The organism is Rathayibacter iranicus NCPPB 2253 = VKM Ac-1602 (assembly GCF_003149025.1).
GTDB lineage: Bacteria > Actinomycetota > Actinomycetes > Actinomycetales > Microbacteriaceae > Rathayibacter > Rathayibacter iranicus.
In genome coordinates this window covers 248993-272697 of record NZ_QGDV01000003.1, presented here as the reverse complement: position 1 = coordinate 272697, position 23705 = coordinate 248993, and the positions used below count along the sequence as shown (strand labels likewise).

The following is a 23705-nucleotide window of genomic DNA, read 5'->3' as shown; positions in this document are numbered from 1 at the left end:
GTTATGCCTCAACTCCTGCTGCGACGGGCGCCTCGCTCTGCTGGCGGGGGGCACGGCGTGGTCGGTCGCTGCGCTCGGGGCGCGACGACTTGCTGTTCGCCTGCTCGCGGGCGAGCTCCTTATTGGTGATGTCGCCCTTGTAGATCCAGACCTTCACGCCGATGCGGCCGAAGGTGGTCTTCGCCTCGTAGAAGCCGTAGTCGATGTTCGCCCGAAGGGTGTGCAGCGGCACGCGTCCCTCGCGGTAGAACTCTGAACGGCTCATCTCGGCGCCGCCGAGGCGGCCGGAGACCTGGATGCGAACACCCTTGGCGCCGGCGCGCTGCGCGCCCTGCAGACCCTTACGCATCGCGCGGCGGAAAGCCACGCGGGCGGAGAGCTGCTCGGCGATACCCTGGGCGACCAGCTGAGCCTCGGCCTCGGGGTTCTTGACCTCGAGAATGTTGAGCTGAATCTGCTTGGCCGTGAGCTTCTCGAGGTCGGCGCGGATGCGCTCGGCCTCGGCACCGCGGCGACCGATCACGATGCCCGGGCGGGCAGTGTGGATGTCGACACGGACGCGGTCGCGGGTGCGCTCGATCTCGATGCGAGCAACGCCCGCACGGTCGAGCTGCGTGGCGAGAAGTCGGCGGATCTTGACGTCCTCGGCGAGGTAGTCGCTGTACCGCTGGCCCTTCTTGGTGCTGTCGGAGAACCAACGCGACACGTGGTCGGTGGTGATTCCCAGACGGAAACCGTAGGGGTTTACTTTCTGACCCATTACTTGGTCCCCTCCTCAGGAGTGGCCAGCACGACGGTGATGTGGCTGGTGCGCTTGTTGATGCGGAAGGCACGACCCTGAGCACGGGGCTGGAATCGCTTGAGGGTGGTTCCCTCATCGACGAAGGCGCGGGACACGAACAGGTCCTGGTCGTCGAGGTACTCGTTTGAGGCATCAGCCTTGACGCGAGCGTTCGCCATCGCCGAGGCGACGAGCTTGTAGACGGGCTCGGACGCACCCTGCGGCGCGAACTTCAAGATGGCGAGTGCCTCCTGAGCCTGCTTTCCGCGGATCAGGTTCACGACACGGCGAGCCTTCTGGGGGGTGACGCGGATGTGTCGCACGCGTGCGATCGACTCCACCATTTCTCTCCTCCTTCTCGTCGCCGCTTAGCGGCGACGGCCCTTCTTGTCGTCCTTCTCGTGACCACGGAAGGTCCGAGTGGGGGCGAACTCGCCGAGCTTGTGGCCGACCATGGTCTCGGTCACGAACACTGGAATGTGCTTGCGACCGTCGTGGACCGCGATGGTGTGACCCAGCATCGCCGGGATGATCATCGATCGGCGCGACCAGGTCTTAATGACGTTCTTGTTGCCGGCTTCGTTAGCGGTGAACACCTTGCGGAGCAGGTGGTCGTCAACGAAGGGGCCCTTCTTGAGACTGCGAGGCATCTTCTACAACTCCTACTTGCGCTTCTTACCGGCGGTGCGGCGGCGAACGATGAGCTTGTCGCTTTCCTTGTTGGGGCGACGGGTGCGTCCCTCGGACTGACCCCAGGGGCTGACCGGGTGGCGTCCACCGGACGTCTTGCCCTCTCCACCACCGTGCGGGTGGTCGACCGGGTTCATCGCGACACCGCGGACGGTCGGGCGAACGCCCTTCCAGCGCATGCGACCGGCCTTGCCCCAGTTGATGTTCGACTGCTCGGCGTTGCCGACCTCACCAATCGTGGCGCGGCAGCGGGCATCCACGTTGCGGATCTCACCCGACGGCAGACGAAGCTGCGCGTAGGGGCCATCCTTCGCGACGAGGCGGACCGAAGTGCCGGCAGAGCGAGCGAGTTTGGCGCCACCTCCCGGCTTGATTTCGATGGCGTGAATGACCGTACCGGTCGGGATGTTGCGCAGCGGCAGGTTGTTGCCGGGCTTGATGTCGGCGCCAGCGCCCGACTCCACGATGTCGCCCTGCGAGAGCTTGTTCGGGGCCAGGATGTAGCGCTTGGTGCCGTCCACGAAGTGGAGCAGCGCGATACGCGCGGTGCGGTTGGGGTCGTACTCGATGTGAGCAACCTTGGCGTTGACGCCATCCTTGTCGTTGCGACGGAAGTCGATCAGACGGTATTGGCGCTTGTGTCCACCGCCAATGTGACGCGTCGTGATCCGGCCGGAGTTGTTGCGGCCACCAGTCTTGGAGAGCGGGCGCAGCAGCGACTTCTCGGGCGTCGAGCGGGTGATTTCGGCGAAATCGGCAACGCTGGAGCCGCGGCGACCGGGGGTCGTGGGCTTGTACTTACGAATAGCCATTGTCTGTTTCCTCTACGCTTCTTCGGCTCAGCCGACGCTCGTGAAGATGTCGATGGAGCCGGACTTCAGCGTGACGATCGCGCGCTTGGTGTCCTTGCGCTTGCCAGTGCCAAACTTCGTGCGGCGGGTCTTGCCCTGACGGTTCAGCGTGTTGATCGACGCGACCTCGACGCCGAAGATCTTCTCGATGGCGAGCTTGATCTCGGTCTTGTTCGAGCGCGAGTCGACCACGAAGGTGTACTTGCCCTCGTCGATCAGACCGTAGGACTTCTCCGACACCACCGGGGAGATGATGACGTCGCGGGGGTCCTTGTTGAACGCGGCGGACTGGCTCATGCGTTCACCTCTTCCTTGTTGGACTCGACGCCCGACTTGGCCGCGATGAACGCGTCGAGCGCGCCCTTCGAGAACACGATGTCATCGGAGACGAGCACGTCGTACGCGTTGAGCTGATCGGCCGGCAGAATGTGCACGAACGGCACATTGCGGAGCGAAAGCTCGGCGATGAAGTCGTCGCGCTCGAGGACCACGAGGACGTTGCGCGACACCGAGAGGGCGTCGAGCAGGACGAGGACGTCCTTGGTCTTCGGAGTCTCGCCGAGGGCGAGAGTTTCGACCACGTGGATGCGGGCACCGCGAGCACGATCCGAGAGAGCACCGAGCAGGGCAGCGGCGATCATCTTCTTGGGGGTGCGCTGCGAGTAGTTGCGGGGTGTCGGCCCGTGGACCACGCCACCACCGGTCATGTGCGGGGCGCGGATCGAGCCCTGACGTGCGCGACCGGTTCCCTTCTGCTTGAACGGCTTGCGACCGGCTCCGGAGACCTCACCGCGGTTCTTCGTCTTGTGGGTTCCCTGGCGCGCCGCAGCGAGCTGGGCCACGACGACCTGGTGGATCAGGGGGATGTTGGTCTGGACATCGAAGAGCGCGGCGGGAAGCTCAATCGAGCCCGCCTTCTGGCCCTTGACGTCGACGATGTCGACAGAGGTAGCCATGGAACTACGCTCCCTTCACGGCGTTGCGAACGAACACGAGGCGACCACGGGCACCGGGGACAGCGCCCTTGACGAGCAGCAGGCCCTTCTCGGCGTCGACGGAGTGCACCTTGAGGTTGAGCACGGTGACGCGCTCGCCGCCCATACGACCGGCCATGCGCATGCCCTTGAACACGCGGCTAGGAGTCGAGGAGGCACCGATGGAGCCGGGCTTGCGGTGGTTGCGGTGCGAACCGTGCGAAGCCGAGACGCCCTTGAAGTTGTGACGCTTCATGACACCGGCGAAGCCCTTGCCCTTGCTGGTGCCAACGACATCGACCTTGGTGCCGGCCTCGAAGACTGCATCGACGGTCAGCTCCTGCCCGGCCGAGTAAGTGGAGGCGTCGGAGGTACGGACCTCGGTGAGGTGGCGGCGCGGCGTCACGCCGGCGGCCTCGAAGTGACCGGCGGCGGGCTTCTTCACCTTGCGCGGGTCGACGGCACCGGCGGCGAGCTGAACGGCGGTGTAGCCATCCTTTTCTTCCGTGCGGACCTGGGTCACGACATTGGGGCTGATCTCGATGACGGTGACCGGCACGAGCTTGTTGTTCTCGTCCCAGACCTGGGTCATTCCGAGCTTGGTGCCGAGGAGGCCCTTGCTGGTCTTCAGCGTGGGGGAAACAGTGACAGACATGGTGGCACTCCTCCTTAGAGCTTGATCTCGATGTTGACGTCGGCCGGCAGGTCGAGGCGCATGAGCGAGTCGACTGCCTTGGGCGTCGGGTCGATGATGTCGATGAGGCGCTTGTGCGTGCGCATCTCGAAGTGCTCGCGGCTGTCCTTATACTTGTGCGGCGAACGGATCACGCAGACCACGTTCTTCTCGGTCGGCAGCGGCACGGGGCCGACGACCGTGGCGCCGGCACGGGTGACCGTGTCGACGATCTTGCGCGCCGACGTGTCGATGACCTCGTGGTCATACGACTTCAGTCGGATGCGGATCTTCTGTCCCGCCATGTGTGATCTCTCACTCTCTTGTTATTGCGTCGTACGCGACTCCTCCGACCGAAGCCGGACTCGTCTCGCATTGGACGCGCTCGCGAAGGAACTCCGGTAACCCGGATACGTGCAACCAGTGTTCTTCTGTCAAAATCACCGCATCTGGAGCGCTCCGATCGTCATGCAAATAGCACGACGCGCGAAGAGCCCGTGGAAATGTCGGTTGTTGTCGTTCTGCTACCCGCCGCCTCGACGTCGCACCCGCCGGGCCGCCCTCTCGGGTCGAGCCTCCGCGATGCGGTCTCGGCACTGCCTGGCAGTGTCCCTCCACGTGCGGCATACCGCCCAGGAAGAAATTTTGAACTAGACGAGTCTCCCACACATGGGCCACCCCTGCAACCCGGGCGTGTCGCCCTCCCACCCCCTCCCCTCACTCCCCCTCGCCCTCCCACCCCCCTCGCTCTCCTTGCTCCGCGAAATGTCGCGACATCCCACCCTCCGGACGACCTACCGCGCCACAGCGGGTTGTTTCGTCCGGTCCTCGCTATCTCGAAGCGGCGACGCCGGTGTGGGTCGGCGGGAGGCCTGCGGAGCCCAGGAGTGCGCACAGAGTGTGCAGTCCGTGCAGGTCGGCGAAAGTCCACCGGATGACGCGAAGCCCGAGCGCGCGGAGGCGGTCCTCGCGGAGCTTTTCCCTGATGACGGCGTCCGCGGGATCGGCTCCCGCGAGCAGTCGGGGGTCGCGGTACTTCCCGAGACCGTCGAATTCGCCCACGGCCTCGCACCCCGGCCAGTCGAAATCGACCCGGCCGACGAAGCCGCGATGGTCGCGGAAGGTGCTTTGCAGCACCGGAGTGGGAACGCCGCAGTCGGACATTCTCAGTCTGCTGACGCTCTCCCCCGTCGACTCTGCGGCTCCGTCACCCAGGGCGATCAGCTGGCGTGCCTGCTTGACGCCCCGGTATCCGCGGAAGTCCTCGATCCGCTCGAGAAGATCACCCTGCGCGAGCCCGCCCAAAGGCTTGCGGAGTGAGTGGTCGATGGCGCTGATGGCGTCCTCGCGTGACGCGAGCCGCGCGAGGTCGAGCACGGTCCGCTCGAGACTGGTGACGAGATGGCCGTCATGCTCGACGACATCGCCGTCGCGGATTCGCTCTCGGTGCCGAATGGTATCTACACCATCGGCGACACCCGGCGCACCGAGCAAGTGCACCTGAGGTGGGCTGCGCGAAAGGAGGGGGAGCCCCCACACCGCGGCTGCGGAGTGCAGGGCGAGGACCGCTTCCTCGCCGCGGGTCCGGACGATCGCGCGGGCCTTTAGCAGGTGTTGGTCCCGGTCGGGGAGCTCCCCGAACGCCCGCGCCTCGACGAAGACGCCAGGAGCGAGACGTCGGTGCCTCCCCTTCGACCTGTCCGGTCGGAGGCGGCGCGCATCGCTGCCGACTCTGCTCAGTTCACGGGCGACGAGAAGTTCAGGTATCTGAGTCATGACGGCACACTGACGCGCTCTACGTCGTCCGCTCGCCGATTCCGCGTTCCCGTGGAGAGTGTCCCGCCATCCCTTCCTGTGGAGGACGCTCCTGCGATCCGCGAGATGGGGGAGGACGGACGAGATCACCCGCCGCGGCGCCTCATCTCGACCGTTCGGGCACATCTCGCGACATTTCGCGAGATTTCGCGAGAGGCGGGGGTTACTCGAAGAGGAGGGCGCGGAGCGTTGTCTCAGCGGAGGCGGGGCGCGAGGGGTCAATCGTCTCGCCAGCGCGAAAGTGGTCGAGCAGGCGGGGGTCGACGTAGCTCGTGCGGGCGACCGTGGGGGTGTTGCCGAGCACCTCTGAGGCATCGCGCATGGCCTGCGCGATCGCAGCGTTCCGGGCACGCTGAGTGGACTGCGGGCCTGCCTTGGCGAGGCTGAGAGCGGCGGCGACGGTGCCGTGCAGCGTGCGGAAGTCCTTGGCCGTGAAGTCGTCGCCCGCCCGCTCCCGCACGTAGTCGTTGACCTCCGGCGCCGAGATCGGGCGCCACTGCTTGCCGTCCTTCCAGGCCAGCAGGCGCGCGTTCGGTCCTCTGCGCTTCAGCGCCCGGACGACTCGCGAGAGATCGCGGTCGAGAATCTCGCTCGTCCAGGCCTGATGGCTCTTGCCGGGGAACGCCAGCGCGACCCGGTCGCCGTGCGTGGTGGCGTGCGAGCACAGCAGCGTCGAGAGGCCGATGCTGCCGTGCTCCTTCGCGTAGCGCTCGCTGCCGACACGGAGAGAACCCGTGTCGAGCATCCGAAAGGCGGTCGCGAGAGCGCGATCGCGCGTCGGTCCCTCGGATCGCAGTGCCAGGGTGACTGCGCGTCGGGCACCGGGTAGGGCCTCCGCGAGCCTCAGCGCCCGGTCGAACTTGAGCCGATCCTTCTGCTCGCGCCAGGTCGGATGGTAGACATATTGCCGTCGCCCAGCCGCATCGATGCCCATCGCCTGGATGTGGCCGTTGGGGTACGGCGCGATCCAGACGTCCTTCCAGGCCGGCGGAATACCCAGCGCATCGAACCGCGAGCGAAGTTCCTGGTCGGTGACCGTCGCGCCCCGAGGGTCGCGGTAGCTAAACCCGGATCCCGCCCTGACCCGGGTGTAGCCACGACCGCTTGAGTCGGTCCTGCGGAGTCGTTGAGCACGAGTGTCAGCCATCGCTGCGACCCTAGAACGCGGCAACAGACGGCCGCACCCACTTGACGCTCGGGCGGATTAGCAGGAGGAGCGGAGTCAGTCGTTTCCGACCCGCTTGTCGGCCTGGCGCTTAACATCCTCGATGCGCTCGTCGTACTGGCCGTGAGTGAGGCGACTAGCGATCTCGCTGGTCTTCTCGAGCACCTGGTCAGAGACCTCCTCAGCCTTCTCGCTCCGCAGAGCCTCCTGCGCCTTCTCACTGTTCAGCAGTTCGCCGGCCTGCTGTCCGAGCTTTCCCAGATCCACGATGGTGCCTCCTTGTCGACGCGCACGACAGTGGCGCGTGCCTCAGTGTGGCGCACCGGTTGAGCGAATGGGGCGGCGCGCCGGTCAGCCCGCCAGCGCGAGCACGCGGGCCGCGGCCTGGGACAGAGCACGGCCATAGGAGGGGCCGTGACCAGCAGCGTGTACCGCCAGCGGATGAAGCTGGTGCAGCGGCACCCGCTCCTCCAGACCCGCAGCGAGCGGATGCTCGTCGCGGTAGCCCTCAAGGATCGCGCGGAAGTGCGGCGCCCCGAACAGGGCGAGCATCGCCAGGTCGGTCTCGCGATGGCCGCCGTGCGCGGCGGGGTCGATCAGCACGACGCTCTCGGCGGACCAGAGCACATTGCCGGACCACAGGTCACCGTGGATGCGGGCGGGGGTGGAGTCGTCGTCGAGGGCGCCGTCGGCCACCCGGTCCAGAGCGCGCTCGACGATCCGAGCCGCAGCCGGGGCGAGGTTGCCCGCGTCGACGGCGGGAGCGAGGAACGGTCGCACCCGCTGCTCCGCATAAAAGCGACCCCACGACGTATCGGGCACGCACGGCATCGACCGCCGACCGATGTAGGTGGGGCCGGACCAACCCTCGGGAGGAGCCCCGAACGCCTCCGCGCCGGCATCGTGGGTCCGGGCGAGCGCCCGACCAAACGCCCGCGCCGCCGCCGCCGTAGGCCGCACTGAGCGAACCTCCTCCAGCTCGATCCGCCCCGAGGAGACCGCGAGCACGGTGACGCAGGCCGCTCCCCCGCGGGCTTCGCGCAGCCAATCAAGGCCGGCTGCCTCCCACTCAAAGAACAGCGGGTGCGCGTCGGGGTCGCTCTTCACGAAAGGCATCCGATTACGCTAGCCGGGCTCGTCGCCGCATCGATCACGAACGACGAAGAGGGGCCGCCCGCATCACGCGGACGACCCCTCTCCCGAGATCGGTAGGACGAACCTACTTGACGATCTTGGTGACCGTTCCGGCACCCACGGTGCGTCCACCCTCACGGATGGCGAAGCCGAGGCCCTCCTCCATGGCGATCGGCTGAATCAGCGCGACCGTCATGTCGGTGGTGTCGCCGGGCATGACCATCTCGGTGCCCTCGGGCAGCGTGATGACGCCGGTGACGTCGGTGGTGCGGAAGTAGAACTGCGGGCGGTAGTTCGCGTAGAACGGGTTGTGACGCCCACCCTCATCCTTGGACAGGATGTACGCGGTGCCCTCGAAGTCCGTGTGCGGCGTGACCGAACCCGGCTTGACGACGACCTGACCGCGCTCGACGTCCTCGCGCTTGGTGCCACGCAGGAGCAGACCACAGTTCTCGCCGGCCCAGGCCTCGTCGAGCTGCTTGTGGAACATCTCGATGCCGGTGACCGTGGTCTTCTGCGTCGGGCGGATTCCGACGATCTCGACCTCAGAGTTCAGAGCGAGGGTTCCACGCTCCGCACGGCCGGTGACGACGGTTCCACGACCGGTGATCGTGAAGACGTCCTCGATCGGCATGAGGAACGGCTTGTCCTTGTCGCGCACCGGGTCCGGGATCGACTCGTCGACCGCGTCCATCAGGTCGAGGATCGACTGGGTCCAGGCCTCGTCGCCCTCGAGGGCCTTGAGTCCGGAGACACGGACGACCGGAGCATCGTCGCCCGGGAATCCCTGCGACGAGAGGAGCTCGCGCACCTCGAGCTCGACGAGCTCCAGGATCTCCTCGTCGTCCACCATGTCGGCCTTGTTCAGGGCGACCAGGAGGTAGGGGACGCCGACCTGCTTGGCGAGGAGGACGTGCTCACGGGTCTGAGCCATCGGGCCGTCAGTGGCGGCGACCACGAGGATCGCGCCGTCCATCTGCGCCGCACCGGTGATCATGTTCTTGATGTAGTCGGCGTGGCCGGGAGCGTCGACGTGCGCATAGTGGCGCTTCGGCGTCTCGTACTCGACGTGCGAGATGTTGATGGTGATGCCGCGCTGGCGCTCCTCAGGAGCGGAGTCGATCGACGCGAAGTCACGCTGGACGTTGGTCGCGGACGGGAACTTGTCGGCAAGAACCTTCGAGATCGCCGCGGTGAGCGTGGTCTTTCCGTGGTCGACGTGACCGATGGTTCCGATGTTGACGTGCGGCTTGGTCCGCTCGAACTTGGCCTTAGCCACTGTGGGTCCTCCTCAGGACTTAGGTGCAAGCATCCGCATCCGACCACCGCACAGGGCGGCATGAGGACAGGAGGACTTGCGGGGGTTTGTGTAGTGATGTTACCGGCAGTGGTCGTGCGGCCGTCCCGCTGCGACAGGGGGCGCGCTGCACTCGGCAGCAAACCCGCACGACATTACCAGGCCACCGCCGCTCCGGGGAACGGCGGTGGCCCCAGAGCGGAGCTACTCGCCCTTGTTCTTCTGAACGATTTCCTCGGCCACGGCCTTCGGGACCTCGGAGTAGGTCTCAAAGGTCATCGAGTAGACGGCCCGACCCGAGGTCTTCGAGCGCAGGTCCCCGATGTAGCCGAACATCTCAGACAGTGGGACATTGGCCCGAATGACCTTGATGCCGGTCGCGTCTTCCATTGACTGGATCATCCCGCGACGCGAGTTGAGGTCGCCGATGACGTCGCCCATGTACTCCTCGGGAGTACGGACCTCGACGGCCATGAGCGGCTCGAGGAGGACGGGCTGCGCCTTGCGCGAAGCCTCCTTGAACGCCATCGAGCCGGCGATCTTGAACGCCATCTCAGACGAGTCGACGTCGTGAGCGGCTCCATCCACGAGGGTCGCCTTGACGCCCACCATTGGATAGCCGGCGAGGACGCCGACCTGCATGGCGTCGCGGATACCCGCATCGACCGAAGGGATGTACTCGCGGGGCACGCGTCCACCCGAGACGCCGTTGACGAACTCGTAGGTCTTGTCGGCGTCGACCTCCATCGGCTCGATGGTGATCTGCACCTTGGCGAACTGACCGGAGCCACCCGTCTGCTTCTTGTGGGTGTAGTCGTACTTCTCGACCGTGCGGCGAATCGTCTCGCGGTACGCGACCTGAGGCTTGCCGACGTTCGCCTCGACATTGAACTCGCGCTTCATGCGGTCCACGAGGATGTCGAGGTGCAACTCGCCCATTCCCTTGATGACCGTCTGACCAGTCTCCTGGTTCTGCTCGGTGCGGAAGGTGGGGTCCTCCTCCGCGAGCTTTTGGATCGCGGTGCCGAGCTTCTCCTGGTCGGCCTTCGTCTTGGGCTCGATGGCGACCTCAATGACGGGCTCCGGGAAAGTCATCGACTCGAGCACGACCTGCGCCTGCGGGTCGCTCAGGGTGTCACCGGTGGTGGTGTCCTTGAGGCCGATAACGGCGTAGATGTGGCCGGCGGTGACCGAGTCGACCGGGTTCTCCTTGTTGGAGTGCATCTGGAAGATCTTGCCAATGCGCTCCTTCTTACCCTTGGTCGAGTTGATGACCTGAGCGCCGGAGTCGAGCTTGCCCGAGTAAACGCGGACGTAGGTGAGGCGCCCGAAGAACGGGTGCACCGCGACCTTGAACGCGAGCGCCGAGAAGGGCTCTGTCGAGTCGGCGTGACGGAGGATGACCTTCTCCTCGTCGCGGACGTCGTGCGCCTCGATGGCGGGGACGTCGAGCGGAGAGGGGAGGTAGTCGACGACCGCGTCGAGCATCGGCTGCACTCCGCGGTTCTTGAACGCGGAGCCGCAGAGAACGGGGTAGATGTCCGAGTTGACGGTGAGCTTGCGGATCGCGGCCTTGATCTCGGCCACGGTCAGCTCCTCGCCGCCGAAGTACTTCTCGAGCAGCTCGTCAGACGTCTCGGCGACCGTCTCGAGGAGCTTGTGGCGATACTCGGCAGCCTTATCGGCGAGATCCGCCGGGATTTCCTCGATCTCGTACTTGGCGCCGAGAGCGACGTCTCCCTTAGAGTCGCCGCGCCAGGTGAGCGCGCGCATCTCGACCAGGTCGATCACTCCCTCGAACGACGACTCGGCGCCGATCGGAAGCTGGATGACCAGCGGCTTCGCACCGAGGCGGTTGACGATGGTGTCGACCGTGTAATAGAAGTCGGCGCCGAGCTTGTCCATCTTGTTGACGAAGCAGATCCGGGGAACGTCGTACTTGTCGGCCTGACGCCACACGGTTTCGGACTGGGGCTCGACACCCTCCTTGCCGTCGAAGACGGCGACGGCGCCGTCGAGGACGCGGAGCGAGCGCTCGACCTCGACCGTGAAGTCGACGTGTCCGGGGGTATCGATGATGTTGATCTGGTTCTTGTTCCAGAAGCAGGTCGTCGCGGCAGACGTAATCGTGATGCCGCGCTCCTGCTCCTGCGCCATCCAGTCCATCGTTGCGGCGCCGTCGTGGACCTCGCCGATCTTGTGCGTGATACCCGTGTAGAACAGGATGCGCTCGGTGGTGGTGGTCTTGCCGGCATCGATGTGGGCCATGATGCCGATGTTGCGGACCTTGTTCAGGTCGGTGAGCACATCTTGTGCCACGGAGTTCCTCCGATAGGTGATGGAGCCAGCGCACCGGGTTCTTGGCCGAATGGCTGGGGGTCTTGTGGTGGCGGATCTCCCGGTCGCGGGGATCGGAAGATCCGCCGCCGGGACCGGGTCCGCAGCGCTGCCACTGCGGACCCGGCGGTCGCGGTCGCCAGGGACGGCCGCGGTGCGCGCTACCAGCGGTAGTGCGCGAAGGCCTTGTTCGACTCGGCCATCTTGTGGGTGTCCTCGCGACGCTTCACAGCGGCACCCAGACCATTCGACGCGTCGAGGATCTCGTTCATGAGACGCTCGGTCATCGTCTTCTCGCGACGAGCCTTCGCGTAGCTGGTGAGCCAGCGCAGCGCGAGGGTGTTGGCGCGGTGCGGCTTGACCTCGACCGGGACCTGGTAGGTCGAGCCACCGACGCGGCGGCTGCGGACCTCAAGGGTCGGGCGGACGTTGTCGAGCGCCTTCTTGAGGGTAACGACCGCATCCTGGCCATTCTTGGCGGAGACGCCTTCGAGGGCACCGTAGACGATGCGCTCGGCGAGGCCCTTCTTGCCATCGAGAAGGATCTTGTTGACGAGCTGGCTGACGATCGGTGCGCCGTAGACGGGGTCTGCGACGACGGGGCGCTTGGGAGCGGGGCCCTTACGAGGCATTACTTCTTCTCCATCTTCGCGCCGTAGCGGCTGCGAGCCTGCTTGCGGTTCTTGACGGCCTGGGTGTCCAGGGCGCCGCGAACGATCTTGTAGCGGACACCGGGGAGGTCCTTCACACGACCGCCGCGCACGAGCACCATCGAGTGCTCCTGCAGGTTGTGGCCCTCACCGGGGATGTAGGCGGTGACCTCGGTGCCGTTGGAAAGCTTCACGCGGGCCACCTTGCGGAGGGCCGAGTTCGGCTTCTTAGGCGTGGTCGTGTAGACGCGCGTGCAGACGCCGCGCTGCTGGGGGTTGGCCTTCAGGGCGGGAGCCTTGGTCTTGGTGACCTTCGGCGTGCGTCCCTTGCGGACCAACTGCTGAATCGTTGGCACTGGTTTGCTCCTTGGATGCTGCACGGTGACAGCGGATCGATGGTCGACATTCGGCCTACCCGTCTCCGGGACGGCCGAGTTCATCTGGACCCACCGCGCTCCTCTGAGCCCGCAAGCGGGTTCGAGGAGAATGAGGGGTATGCCGTGGGGGCCGCCCGATCGGACGAACCCGCGGATCCTTACGGACCCGGTGGAGCGTTATGCGGCGATCACGTCGGCCCGAAGGCACGACACAAGCGCACGACACAGCGCACACCAAGAGAATATTACGGGGAGTGACGGGGCCGGTCAACCGACGCGCGTTCGCCTGCGGAGAGCACCGCGTCCGGGCCGGTCACTCGCGCTCGTCGCCCTCCCAGCCCCAGCGCGGAGTCCCGCCACCCGCGTCACGGCGCGCGAGGAGCAGCAGGAAGGCGATCTGCACCGCCACAGCCAGCACTCCCGTTGCGAGGGCGAAGACGGTCGATGCGTGGTGCAGCACCCAGCCGAGGATCTCGCTCGGTTCCTGCTTCCCGAGGCCGTAGAGCGCGCCTCCAGTGAGGAGGAAGAGCAGGTAGACCACGAATCCTGTGAGCAGCGACGGACCGACCACGCGGTGCACCGCCGGGCGCGCGGCGAGCGTGATCATCGCGATCAGCACGGCGACGACGCAGACGGCGACGGACACCGGCCCGAGAATCGGCCCGGCGTCGCGCTCGGGCACGACATCCTGATCCAGGAGCAGACTAAGCACTCCGAACGCGCACACGACGAGCGCGAGGTAGAGGAAGGCGGCGAAGCCAGCGAGGGCGAGGCCGTAGCCCAGCCCCGACCCGCGACCCTGCCCCTGGGCAGTCACGACGAGGCGGCGGCTTCCCGCTCGGCGTTGCGTCGCTTGACGCCGCGAGCGCGAGCGGCGATGAGAGCGCCACCCCAGACAGTGGCTTCACGCCCGAGGACGCCCGCCGCGAGTACAGACGCGAGGACGACCGGATCGCGGAGGTGGTCAGCGAGCAGTGAGGGGGCGGCCGGGACAGCGAGTCCACCGACGCCGCTCCAGCTGCCGACGAAAGCGGCTGCGGCGGTGAGGACGGCGACGAGGAACCCGCCAAGGACGTACGCCCACCATCCGGCGCGGTTCACGACTAGCACGATCAGGGCGAGGCCGACGAAGAAGGCGGCCACCGGCGCGAGGAACAGGGCCGTCGGCGCCTGAGCGAGGCCGAGGGCGACGGGATCTGCGCCGGTCTGGTCGGCGAGGACGCGGATCGCGGTAAGGGCGACGAGGTACAGCCCCGCGAAGAACGCTGTCGTCAGCAGGGCGAGAGCGACGCCCGCGAGGCGATTCCCGGAGCGCACCACCCGCTCTGGCTCCGCCTCCACGACACCGAGAGCGGTGGCACCGGCAGACGCCGTCGCCTCAGGAGGCTCGGTAGTCGGTGGTCGGTCCGTCTCGGGTTCGGGCCAGACGTACTCCCGGGTCGGCTCGGGCCCGGTTCCGCCGGGCGTGTCGGTCGCGGAGGGTATCCGCGTGGTCTCGGCGTCGCTGCTCCAGGTCACCCGGACAGCATAGGCACGGGTCCCTCGCCCGCCCGGCGCGCCGCGCGGCTTCGCGCCTCACGAGGAGAGAACCTCCGGTGCCTACTCCAGGGGGTGGAGGAGGCGGTGCAGGAACTGGCGGGTCCGCGGCTCGCGTGGTTCCCTGAGCACCTGCGCAGGGGTACCGCGCTCCACGACCACGCCCTCGGCCATGAAAACGACCTCCGACGCCACCTGTCGAGCGAACTCGAGTTCGTGGGTGACGACGAGCATCGTCCAGCCCTCCCCCGCCAGCTCCCGCATTAACGACAGGACATCGCCGACGAGTTCCGGGTCGAGTGCGGACGTAGGTTCGTCGAAGAGTAGGAGATCGGGGCGCAGCGCGAGGGCGCGGACGATGCCCACGCGCTGCTGCTGGCCTCCGGAGAGCTCGAAGGGGTACGCGCCGCCGCGCCCGCCCAGACCGACTCTCTCGAGCAGCTGCTCCGCCTCGGCGACGACCTCTGCCGCTGGACGGCGCTGCACGCGGACTGGGCCCTCGATCACGTTCTGCAGCACGGTCAGATGCGGGAAGAGATTGAAATGCTGGAAGACCATCGCGGAGCGGTCGCGCAACGCGGTCAGCGCCTTCTTGCCGACGCCCCGGTCGAAGTCGAGCACGGTGCCGTCAGCAAGCTCGACGACTCCGCCGTCGGGTACGTCGAGGCTGTTGAGGGAACGCAGCACGGTGGTTTTGCCCGACCCAGAGGGACCAATCAGGGCGACAACCTCGCCTCGGCGCACCTGGATATCGATGCCACGCAGCACCTCCACGCCACCGAAGGACTTGCGCAGGCCGCGGGCAGTCAGAACGGGGCGCGCATCGCTCGGAGTCTCAGCGGGCGACATAGCGGTCCAATCGCTTTTCGAGCAGACCCTGGCCGCTCGAGAGCACCAGGCAGATCAACCAATAGATCAGAGCCGCCTCGAGGTAGAGCAGCATGAATTCGCTGGAAGCAGTCGCGATCTGCTGCGCCTGCCGAAAGAGCTCGGTCACCAGGATCAGGGACGCAAGCGAGGTGTCCTTCACCAGTGAAATAAACGTGTTCGACAGCGGCGGCACCGAGACTCGCGCGGCCTGAGGCAGGATGATCCGCCGCAACGCCAGCGAACGGCCCATGCCGATGGTGTGCGCCGCCTCCCACTGCCCCTTCGGGACGCTGAGAATGGCAGCGCGAATCACCTCAGCTGCGTAGCCGCCGACATTGAGGGCGAAGGCGATGATCGCGCTCGGCCACGGATCGATTTTGATTCCCAGACTCGGCAGGCCGTAGAAGATCACGAACAGCTGCACCAGTAGTGGCGTCCCGCGGATGACAGAGATGTAGGCCCGGGCAATCCATGCCAGGATCCGCACCCGCGAGAGGCGCATCAGCGCCACGGCTAACGCGAGCGCCAGACCGAGAACGAAGCTTGCGAGAGCAAGCGGAATTGTTCCGACGATTCCCCCGGAGAGGATCGGCCAAAACGACCGCAGTGCTAGATCCATGTCTTCTCCCACCGAAACGGGACAAGACCGCGGTCGGTTTGGTCGGGTGATGGTGATGAGCACAACGGTTCGAGTCCGCTTCCCGTGACATGCTCACGCGCATCCTCGGAATCGCTCGGCACAGGGGCTACTGGGTGATGTCGGTTCCAAAGTAGCGCGTCGAGATGGAGGCGAGGGTGCCGTCGGCCCGCAGCTCGTCGAGGGCGGAATCGACAGCGGCGACGAGATCATCCGATCCCTTCGGGAAGGCGAAAGCACTCGCAGAGGTGTCGTCGATCGTGACGGCGACCTTGAGACCGGCGGCCTGATCCGGGTAGTTCGTGGACCAGTCGAGCCAGGTGAGGCGGTCATTGACCGTCGCGTCGACTCGACCCTGCTCGACAAGGGCAATGGCCTGAGCCCAGCCCTCGACGCCCTCGACCTCGGCGCCGTTCTTCTTCGCCACGGTGGACCAATTGCTCGAGAGTGACTGCGCAGTGGTCTTGCCCGACAAACCCGCGAGGTCGGTGATCGAAGTGTCGCTGGCAGGCACGATCACCACTCCGGGGCTGAGGGAGTAGGGCTTCGAAAGGTCATACTTCGCCTTGCGCTCGTCATTGATCGAAACCTGGTTCGCAATCACATCGAAGCGGTCGCCGTCCAGACCCGCGAACATTGCGTCCCACTGCGTCTCCTCGAACTCGGGCTCGACGCCCAACTTCGTGGCGACCGCGGTGATGACGTCGACGTCATAGCCGGTCAGCGCGCCGGTGCCGCCGTCCGCATGAAATGAAAAGGGCTGGTACGTGCCCTCGGTGCCGATGGTCAGCTTCCCGGCCTCCTTGACCTCCGCCAGAGTCAGTCCGGCGTTCGCAGAGGTCGTGCTCTCTCCCGAGGACCCCGGCACGACATCATTCGTGGAGGCAGGGGCGCAGCCGGCGAGGACCAGGGCGGCTGCGGCGATGGTCGTGCCGAGTAGGACGCGCACAGACGCGCGGGCGGAGAGAGTCACAGTATCTGTCCTTCAGTGCAATACGAGAGGAGTCGCGATCCCCCTGCACGGAGGGGCGAGAGGGGCGACGACGGAGCGGGTCGTCAGGGAGCGGACCACCTCGTGGCGGTACCACCCAGAGTGACACTAACCGGCGGAGGGGTCACGCCTATTCCCGGATGTCATTGTGTGACGGCGGCAGCGCGGCAAGGAACTCTTCCGCACCGGCCACCTCGTCGCTCGTCATACCCGCGGCCGAGTCCGGCCGGACAAGGTGGAACGGCGTGCTCTGCTCCCGCGCCCAGGCGTAGGCGTCCTCACGAAGATTGTCGTCGATCCAGACCACCGCGTCGATTGGCCCGCGTCCGCGTGCTGCGTCGAGCCAGGCGGCGACCGGCTCCAGCTTGCCGGTCTGCCCGGGAAAGCGCGGGTCGTGCGGGAGACCGCCGTCGAAGACGATCGCCTCGGTGGTGCTCGGGAGGCCGAGATCCTCGGTGAGGACGGAGGTGAGCCGGGGTGGCCAGGTCGTGGCCCAGACGACGGTCCCCACCGCGGCGAGGCGGCGGACCAACTCCTCCCGAGCGGGCGCAAGCTCGAGACGATGGCTGCTCGCGGCGCGGTCACTGCGAACGGAGGGGTTGAGGACACCGTCAACGTCGAGCAGGATCAGCGCGGCCATGCCTGCCACCGTAGTGGCGGCGGGGCGCAGACCGCGAGCTGCGCGCTAGCGTGACGGGATGCCTCCGTCGCTCGTGCTCCCGGACGGCCGCGTCGCTGCGCTTGAGCCGGACCCGGTACGCCCCACTGCCCTGCTGCTCACCGTGGATGGCGCGGAGCAGTCGCTGATCGACCCGCGCGATCCACGGGCACTCCCCCTGGAGTACATGGCGCGACTCGGCGCGGTGGTCGACGCCCTCGCGCCCGCACAGCACCCGCTCCGCGTGCTGCACCTGGGCGCGGGCGGTCTCTCGCTCGTCCGGTACGTCGCGGTGACCCGTCCCGGGTCAGAGCAACTCGCGGTGGAGCGGGCGGAGGGCCTGGTTGACTTCGTGCTCGCCCACGCACCGCTGCCTCGCGGCACCCGACTGCAGCTGGTCACCGGCGACGCGGCGAGCCCGCTTCCTGAGTGGGACGCAGACCTCGTTGTGCTCGATGTCTACGACGGCGACGAGATCCCCGAGGTGTTTTACGACGCCGATCTCCTCGCGCACCTCGCCTCACACTGTGGCCCGCGAGGCGTGCTCGCGATCAACGTCGCCGATGATGCCGAGCACCACCGGCTCGAGCGGCTGCGCGCGGCCCTGAGGACGGCGCTCCCTGTCACGGTCGCGGTCGCTCCGACGGCATTCCTCGAGGGACGTACGAGCGGCAACGCGATCCTGCTCGGCTCACGCTCCGGACGCGCCTCGCGCATCGCCGGCCATCTGCTGCGCGCCGGGCCGCACCCGGTCGCTGCTGCGCCGGATCGCGACGTCGTGCTCGCCGAGGTGCCGGTAGAAGTCGATCCGTGAATCCAGGACAACCCCGGCCTCGAGGAACTTCGCGCGGATCCGCTTAATGTAGGTGCGCACGGTGTGCTCCGCGACGTCGAGGTCGAGCGCGACCGTCCGCACCGCGGCGCCCGACCCGTAGGCACGCATGACGCGGCTTTCCTGCGGACTCAGCACAGGACGACGCTCCTCGAGGCCGTGCACCAGACGATGGCGGGCGGTGTCCGAGACCCAGGTCCGGCCCGATGCCACGGAGACGACGGCGGCGGCGAGCTCGGTAGGGTCATCGCCCTTCCAGACGAAGGCCGAACGCTCGCGGCGCAGCACGGCGCGCGCCGGCTGCATGGAGTCGGATGAGGACAGGACGACGAGGCCGACGGCGCGCTCGGCGGCGCGCTCGATCGCGGCCGCGACCTCGTCACCCGGCACGCCATCGAGGTCGAGGACCGCGATCGTCTCGATGCCAGCCTCACCCTCCGCGCGGGAGAACTGCGGCAGCAGTTGCAGGAGCAGCGCGCGCAACGCCGCACGGCTGATCGCTGGGCCGTCGACGACGGCCAACGCGAAGCGATGAAACTCGGTCACAGGTATCCCCTTGCAGGGACAGGTCAGGTCCGCCCCGGCTGCACGGTAGCGGCTCTGTGTCGCGATCCGCACGTTTTGCGACATTCCGTCTCAATTTCGCGACTCGACGGAGGCGTCCCAGAGGACAGATGTGGAGGTTGCGCAGAGACGCGTCCGACTAGTGTCCGTACGCATGAGCGACAGCGCACCAGGCCCGAACCGCGCCAGGAGGATCCCTGCGGACCAGGTCCGCAGCCGCATGATCGACGCGGCGCGTGCGGTCATCTCCACCAACGGCTTGACGGTCAGCTTCGCGCATCTCCCGATGGAGGAGTACATCCGCCTCGCCGAAGTCCCCCGCAGCTCCGTCTACCGGATCTGGAGCACCCGCGAGGAGTTCGTCGCCGACCTGATCGGCGAGGTGTTCGAGCGAGACCGCTACGCCGACGGCGTGGACCCCGAAGCTCAGCAGCGGATCCGGGAGGTGTACGAGCGCTCCGGCGACCTGCTCCTCACCGCTGCGGGTCGTCGCCGGGTGGCCTGGGAAACCATCCGCATCGGCGCCAACTCCAATGCAGAGACGCTGCGCCGTTCCGTCGACTGGTCGTCATACAACGCACTGCTCGCCTGCACGTTCTCCATGGAGGAAGGTCCTGCTCGGGATGCGGTGCGCGCGACCGCCAAGCGCATCGAGAGCATGCTGACCCGCCGTATGCAGGCCTACTACGACGAGATGCTGGCAGTGTTCAGCAGCTCGATGCGGCCCGGATTCACGACGCTGCAGCTCGCCCACCTCACCGCGATCGTCGTGGACGGGCTCGCGCATCGCGGCCTTCTCCTCGACGACGACCTCGACTCCCCGGTCACGGCTCCCGGCCTCGACGGCGAGCCGGTGGAGTGGACTCTTGCGGCCTGGACGATCCGCTCGATCGTCGACGGGATGCTGGAGCCGGTCGACCCGGAGGACTAGGGCGTCGGCTCCGTGAAGCCGTCAATCAGCATCAGCACCGCAGTGACGGCGAGCGAGGGCGAGTCCGGATCGTCGGGGTCGACCGGGCCTGTGACCAGCTCTGGCGCCGCGATCCGTGCAATGCAGAGTCCCTCCACCAGCGCAGAGACTGCGGAGGCCAGCTCCGCATGGCCGAGCCCCGGACGAAGGTGTAGGCCCGCCTCCTCGAGCGTGTGTCGGTAGTACTTCGCCATGTTGTCGATGAAGTGCAGCTGCCGTACTCGCAATGCCGTCCGGATGCCGGTACGCGCCGGCTCCTGGTGCGACTCGACCGCCCCAGCCAGCGCGATGAAGTTGCGCCAGTGCTGCGAGGCAAAGACATTCTCGACGTTCGCGTCGACCGCAACTCGCACCGAGGCAACCAGCGTCGCTCGACGCTGCTCGGCGGTCGGCTCCTCGATGCGGTGGCGGTGCAGGAACGAGTCCCCCGCCGTCAACGATGGTTGATCGAGCCGGGTCGCGAGCACGCGCTCGGGGACTGCGGCGATGAGGTCGTTGTAGAAAGACTGCCGAGTCGGCCAGATCCGGTAGACGGCGCTCCGTGGGACGCCTGCGGAGCGGATCACCTCCTCGAGCGGAAGGTGCCCTACTCCGACCCGCAGACCCTCGACCCGCACCACCGCCAGAGCGGCATCGAGGAGCCTCGTTCGGACCTGTTCGCGGCTGAGGCGGGCGCTACGCTCGCTCGCCTGCGCCTCGAGGGGATTGTCGCTCATTCTGCCTCCGGCGCCGGGACAAGCGGGGATCCCCCCGACATCTGGTGTGCAGTGAGCGTACCGGGCAGGAGAGCAGGTAGGGGAGTCGTGGCCTGCGAACGGGGGTCTTTCGCGCACTCGACTGCCGCGAAGGCCGCGCTGCCCGTCCCCTGCCCGTCCACCTTCCGGAACAGGCTGATACCCGACGCCGCTCCGTCACGTCGCGCACGACGACTCGTCGCGGACCGGGCACCGAACGCGCCTCGGCTCTGGCGCGGGAGGCGCGCCCTTGGTGCCTGGATTGTCCAGCCGGGGCGCCGAGAGTTCGGCAGCGATCGCCTCCGCGACCGCCGACGTGGCGTGCCGGACCAGGTCGACGTTGCGGGTGAGACGGGCGTGATGACACGGGCTCGCATCGACGTCGATGACAAGCTTTGCGAAGCGCAGGCTCGTACCAAGTCGCGCGAGCGGCGAGATCTCGGCGACCACCGAGGGGACGTCCGGCACGGCGAGCAGCGTGTAGCGACAGGTCGAGACGACGGAGTCGTCGACCCCCGCCGCGGCCGAGCCGGTTGCGACCATGATGTCGCCCAGGTCGACCGGCTCCGTCGCCTGACCGAGCACGACACCCGCCGTGACCTGGATGTCGCCGACAAGGGCGAGCACATGCACGCCGGCCGGCCACGGCGGCAGTGAACCGAGCTGAGCGGATCCTGTCCGCAGGCCGAGCCCCGCCTCCGACGAGAGAGCGTCGATCATCGGCACTCCAGTGCACTCGCCCGCGGAGGCCGCATTCTCAGACACCGCGTCGCCGCACGACGCCAGAGGGGACGACAACCCGAGCCTCTGCAGGTCGAGCCCCGCCGTGGCAGCCGGGCTCGCGGCTGGGGAGGCATCGACCATCCGCCCAAGCTGCGCCGCCACGTCCGACCCGGTGTTCGGCGTGCCGAAGCTCAGCACGGTCGACACCATCGACGCCACCGCTGTGCCGTCGACGGTGGCGCTCAGAGCTTGCCGGGCTGCAAGACCACCCATCGAGTGAGCAACGATGATCGCGCGATGCCCGGTCGCCGCGACGACGCAGGTGATGGAGGCGGCCAGAGCGTCGCTGATCCCAGGGTCGGTCACCCAGCGCGCCGCAAGCCGACGGTAGTCGAAGGTGTACACGGCGGCGCCCTCGATCTGCTGCAGACGGCCGAGGAGGGAGGGCTCGGGCGCGCCAAGCGGAGCGGTCGGCGACTCCGACGAGACCAGGTCGACGAGGTGCGAGAAGGCACCGGTGCGGCTCACGTCGTGGGTCGCGGTACCGAGCCAGCCGTGCAACAGCACGATCGGAACCACAGCGGAGACGGAGCGCGGCTGCACGTCGTCGCCGGCGAGGACCGGAGCGAGCTGTGCTACGCCGCAGGACGCGGGCGCAACTGCCTCCGCTGCATCGGCTCGGCTGAGGGGCACCACGACAGCACCGACCACGACGAGCAGGGCGGCCAGCACGATGATCACGACTCTCATCCGCGCGTCTCCTCCCGTGCCTCGGCATGACGGGGAACGGGTACAGGCTCGACCGAGCAAGCCCCCATAAGTTAATCACCCCTCCCCCGAGTGGGGGCATCAGCGATGCGAGACAGGGAGCCCCCGTGCGGGTGACCGCGTCCGGGCACAACGAAGGCCCCCGCCGGATGTCTCGACCGGAGTGTGGCGTCCCTTTGGGGAACGTGCACGAGTTGCAGAAACCCCAAAGGAGGACCAAAGGATGTCCATTGATGAGGCGCTGCGGCAGATTTTGGCCGGCCACGCGGTCGCCGACGACCTCGAGGGGCAGTCGCTCGACTTTAAGCGGGAGGCAGCCAGCCTAAAGGACACGCACCACGTCCTCGCTGAGGCTTCCGCCTGCTTCGCGAATGCCGGGGGCGGAACGATCGTCGTAGGAATCGGCGATCGCAGTGCTGGCCCTGACGCGTTCCTCGGTACCGCCTTGGATGCCTCCGTCCTCCGGCGCCGGATTTTCGAGATCACCGATCCAGGGCTGGATGTCCGGGTTTCTGAGTTCAACTTCGCGTCGGTGCGCCTCTTGAGGATCCCTGAAGGTGCGAAAGCCTCTCAAAACCGGTTTCGTTTTCCACGCTCATCCTCCTGTTAAGAATCCGAAATGGTATCAGAAACAAAATCCCCGTCGATCTCCTACTCGATCTCGAACCCGGTTGGTCATTTGTTGCCATTGTATAGAGGCTTATGCAAAACTCGCTTGAGCGTCACAAAACCCCAGGTCAAAGGCACCTTCGTTAAGCGCGTGATTCCGTTTTGCATAAGCCTCATAGAGATGGATTTGTGCGTGTCGTTCACGGTTAACACCGGCTGGTCCGCTGTGCTTGAAGAGCAACATCTGACAGACACTCTTCGCAAAGGAACCAGCCGGTGTGCACACAGACTACTACGGGAATGACGGCCGAGCACTACGCGATCCTCGCAGAACGGATCGAGAAAGAGTTCACGTGGAATCGGCGTCGAGGACGGCCACGCACACTCTCGCTCGCGTCGGATGTATCGAGAGACGATTCGAAACGGCAGATCCACGCCGACATTCTCGGAATCAGTCGGAGAAGGTTCGGAGACGATTGTGCGCTTCCTCGGCGGCCCGCCGAACATCAGGATCGCGAAGTTCATTTCTTCCCTGCCGGAACAGGCGCAGGACGACACGAACGGTCTGCTCGTCGTGACGATCCTGACACATCAACGGTGGACCAACGCGACGAAGCTTGCCCCCATCGCCCAACGCGATGCACCAGCTGCGCAATCGACCCTCCTGAGGCTGGCGGCCGACGAGGTGGGTCTTATCGAACCGACGTCCCGCACGGCCTCCCGCTTGTACCCTGATTACCGATTACGCGCCACAGCCATCGCAGCACTCGGACCAGCGCTGTCGTACCAGACACGGTCGGCTAGCGATCGAAACCGCAAGATAGTCGACCATGTCCGCGAATACGACTCCATCAACAATGCGACAATTCAGCGGCTTTTCGACGTCGATGTCTACACGTCTCGCGACATACTTCAAGAACTCGTAGGTCAGGAGATCCTGGTGAGGACCTCTGTTCAGACACGCGGTACGGCAGTTCGATACGGGAAGGGCCCACATTTCCCCACCTCACGTCACCGAAACGTCATCAGTGACGACCAGCCCTAACCAGCTTTTCCGCCGTCCGTGCGG

Annotated in this window: 28 protein-coding genes; 3 read left to right on the top strand and 25 right to left on the bottom strand. The window is 66.6% G+C overall.

All coding sequences use genetic code 11. The annotated features are described in order from the left end of the window. Position 1: 1 nt before the first annotated feature. The 23 genes from rpsC to B0H03_RS05355 all read right to left on the bottom strand — a co-directional run bounded on the left by rpsC (position 2) and on the right by B0H03_RS05355 (position 18814). Entirely contained in the window at positions 2–760 is a 759-nt protein-coding gene (gene rpsC / locus B0H03_RS05465) for a 30S ribosomal protein S3 (RefSeq protein ID WP_085475022.1), read from the bottom strand. Then, positions 760–1125 (bottom strand): 50S ribosomal protein L22, encoded by a 366-nt coding sequence (rplV, locus tag B0H03_RS05460; RefSeq protein ID WP_082480979.1) that lies wholly within the window; start codon positions 1123–1125, stop codon positions 760–762. The genes rpsC and rplV overlap by 1 nt, the downstream gene beginning before the upstream one ends. 24 nt (positions 1126–1149) lie before the next feature. Continuing rightward, entirely contained in the window at positions 1150–1431 is a 282-nt protein-coding gene (rpsS, locus tag B0H03_RS05455; protein WP_055787078.1) for a 30S ribosomal protein S19, read from the bottom strand. A gap of 12 nt (positions 1432–1443) precedes the next feature. Continuing rightward, positions 1444–2283 carry a 50S ribosomal protein L2 gene (rplB, locus tag B0H03_RS05450; protein ID WP_055787074.1) on the bottom strand — a complete coding sequence of 280 codons (840 nt, stop codon included), beginning with the start codon at positions 2281–2283 and terminating at the stop codon, positions 1444–1446. Positions 2284–2310: 27 nt separating this feature from the next. Continuing rightward, positions 2311–2619 carry a 50S ribosomal protein L23 gene (gene rplW / locus B0H03_RS05445; RefSeq protein ID WP_104265224.1) on the bottom strand — a complete coding sequence of 103 codons (309 nt, stop codon included), beginning with the start codon at positions 2617–2619 and terminating at the stop codon, positions 2311–2313. Beyond that, positions 2616–3278: a 50S ribosomal protein L4 gene (gene rplD, locus B0H03_RS05440; RefSeq protein ID WP_104354349.1), complete on the bottom strand. Its 663-nt coding sequence runs from the start codon at positions 3276–3278 to the stop codon at positions 2616–2618. The genes rplW and rplD overlap by 4 nt, the downstream gene beginning before the upstream one ends. A gap of 4 nt (positions 3279–3282) precedes the next feature. Beyond that, positions 3283–3951 (bottom strand): 50S ribosomal protein L3, encoded by a 669-nt coding sequence (gene rplC / locus B0H03_RS05435; protein ID WP_104354350.1) that lies wholly within the window; start codon positions 3949–3951, stop codon positions 3283–3285. A gap of 14 nt (positions 3952–3965) precedes the next feature. Then, the gene (rpsJ, locus tag B0H03_RS05430; protein ID WP_005050520.1) at positions 3966–4274 is read right to left on the bottom strand and encodes a 30S ribosomal protein S10; all 309 of its coding nucleotides are present in this window, start codon (positions 4272–4274) and stop codon (positions 3966–3968) included. Positions 4275–4800: 526 nt separating this feature from the next. Continuing rightward, entirely contained in the window at positions 4801–5745 is a 945-nt protein-coding gene (locus B0H03_RS05425) for a hypothetical protein (protein ID WP_104354351.1), read from the bottom strand. Between the two features lie 202 nt (positions 5746–5947). Next, on the bottom strand, positions 5948–6931 hold the full coding sequence (locus tag B0H03_RS05420; RefSeq protein ID WP_104265232.1) for a DNA topoisomerase IB: 984 nt from the start codon (positions 6929–6931) through the stop codon (positions 5948–5950). A gap of 75 nt (positions 6932–7006) precedes the next feature. Beyond that, a complete protein-coding gene (locus B0H03_RS05415) occupies positions 7007–7216 on the bottom strand; it encodes an Rv0909 family putative TA system antitoxin (RefSeq protein WP_160487241.1) in 210 nt (69 codons plus the stop codon). 84 nt (positions 7217–7300) lie between these two features. Next, positions 7301–8065, bottom strand: a complete 765-nt coding sequence (locus B0H03_RS05410; RefSeq protein WP_104265234.1) for a fructosamine kinase family protein — start codon at positions 8063–8065, stop codon at positions 7301–7303. 103 nt (positions 8066–8168) lie between these two features. Further along, the gene (tuf, locus tag B0H03_RS05405) at positions 8169–9362 is read right to left on the bottom strand and encodes an elongation factor Tu (protein WP_104265235.1); all 1194 of its coding nucleotides are present in this window, start codon (positions 9360–9362) and stop codon (positions 8169–8171) included. Between the two features lie 222 nt (positions 9363–9584). Then, a complete protein-coding gene (fusA, locus tag B0H03_RS05400) occupies positions 9585–11699 on the bottom strand; it encodes an elongation factor G (RefSeq protein ID WP_104265236.1) in 2115 nt (704 codons plus the stop codon). A gap of 179 nt (positions 11700–11878) precedes the next feature. Then, a complete protein-coding gene (rpsG, locus tag B0H03_RS05395; protein ID WP_104265237.1) occupies positions 11879–12349 on the bottom strand; it encodes a 30S ribosomal protein S7 in 471 nt (156 codons plus the stop codon). Beyond that, on the bottom strand, positions 12349–12723 hold the full coding sequence (rpsL, locus tag B0H03_RS05390) for a 30S ribosomal protein S12 (RefSeq protein WP_011186743.1): 375 nt from the start codon (positions 12721–12723) through the stop codon (positions 12349–12351). The genes rpsG and rpsL overlap by 1 nt, the downstream gene beginning before the upstream one ends. 334 nt (positions 12724–13057) lie before the next feature. After that, complete coding sequence (locus B0H03_RS05385) at positions 13058–13561, bottom strand: DUF6121 family protein (RefSeq protein ID WP_104265238.1); 504 nt, start codon at positions 13559–13561, stop codon at positions 13058–13060. Beyond that, positions 13558–14262: a hypothetical protein gene (locus tag B0H03_RS05380; RefSeq protein WP_104265239.1), complete on the bottom strand. Its 705-nt coding sequence runs from the start codon at positions 14260–14262 to the stop codon at positions 13558–13560. The genes B0H03_RS05385 and B0H03_RS05380 overlap by 4 nt, the downstream gene beginning before the upstream one ends. Positions 14263–14343: 81 nt before the next feature. Continuing rightward, entirely contained in the window at positions 14344–15129 is a 786-nt protein-coding gene (locus tag B0H03_RS05375) for an amino acid ABC transporter ATP-binding protein (RefSeq protein WP_104265240.1), read from the bottom strand. Beyond that, positions 15116–15769 (bottom strand): amino acid ABC transporter permease, encoded by a 654-nt coding sequence (locus tag B0H03_RS05370; protein ID WP_104265241.1) that lies wholly within the window; start codon positions 15767–15769, stop codon positions 15116–15118. Before B0H03_RS05370 ends, B0H03_RS05375 begins: the two co-directional genes overlap by 14 nt. Positions 15770–15896: 127 nt before the next feature. Beyond that, entirely contained in the window at positions 15897–16760 is an 864-nt protein-coding gene (locus B0H03_RS05365) for an amino acid ABC transporter substrate-binding protein (RefSeq protein WP_241560437.1), read from the bottom strand. Positions 16761–16908: 148 nt separating this feature from the next. After that, the gene (locus B0H03_RS05360; protein WP_104265242.1) at positions 16909–17418 is read right to left on the bottom strand and encodes an HAD domain-containing protein; all 510 of its coding nucleotides are present in this window, start codon (positions 17416–17418) and stop codon (positions 16909–16911) included. Between the two features lie 709 nt (positions 17419–18127). Next, positions 18128–18814, bottom strand: a complete 687-nt coding sequence (locus B0H03_RS05355; protein ID WP_127843975.1) for a LuxR C-terminal-related transcriptional regulator — start codon at positions 18812–18814, stop codon at positions 18128–18130. Positions 18815–18986: 172 nt separating this feature from the next. Between B0H03_RS05355 and B0H03_RS05345 the strand changes: the two genes are divergently transcribed. After that, entirely contained in the window at positions 18987–19763 is a 777-nt protein-coding gene (locus tag B0H03_RS05345; protein WP_127843976.1) for a TetR/AcrR family transcriptional regulator, read from the top strand. Here the strand turns inward: B0H03_RS05345 and B0H03_RS05340 are convergent. Together B0H03_RS05340 and B0H03_RS05335 are read right to left on the bottom strand one after the other, a co-directional pair. Then, positions 19760–20518: a TetR/AcrR family transcriptional regulator gene (locus tag B0H03_RS05340; RefSeq protein ID WP_104265246.1), complete on the bottom strand. Its 759-nt coding sequence runs from the start codon at positions 20516–20518 to the stop codon at positions 19760–19762. The two genes, B0H03_RS05345 and B0H03_RS05340, sit on opposite strands and share 4 nt — an antisense overlap. A 195-nt stretch (positions 20519–20713) precedes the next feature. Beyond that, entirely contained in the window at positions 20714–22009 is a 1296-nt protein-coding gene (locus B0H03_RS05335) for an esterase/lipase family protein (protein WP_104265247.1), read from the bottom strand. 241 nt (positions 22010–22250) lie between these two features. On the opposite strand from B0H03_RS05335, the gene B0H03_RS05330 reads away from it, so the two are divergent. Beyond that, positions 22251–22637: an RNA-binding domain-containing protein gene (locus tag B0H03_RS05330; RefSeq protein ID WP_104265248.1), complete on the top strand. Its 387-nt coding sequence runs from the start codon at positions 22251–22253 to the stop codon at positions 22635–22637. A gap of 477 nt (positions 22638–23114) precedes the next feature. Continuing rightward, positions 23115–23681, top strand: coding sequence for a hypothetical protein (locus tag B0H03_RS05325; RefSeq protein WP_104265249.1), 567 nt, complete (start codon positions 23115–23117; stop codon positions 23679–23681). The last annotated feature ends 24 nt before the right edge of the window (positions 23682–23705 follow it).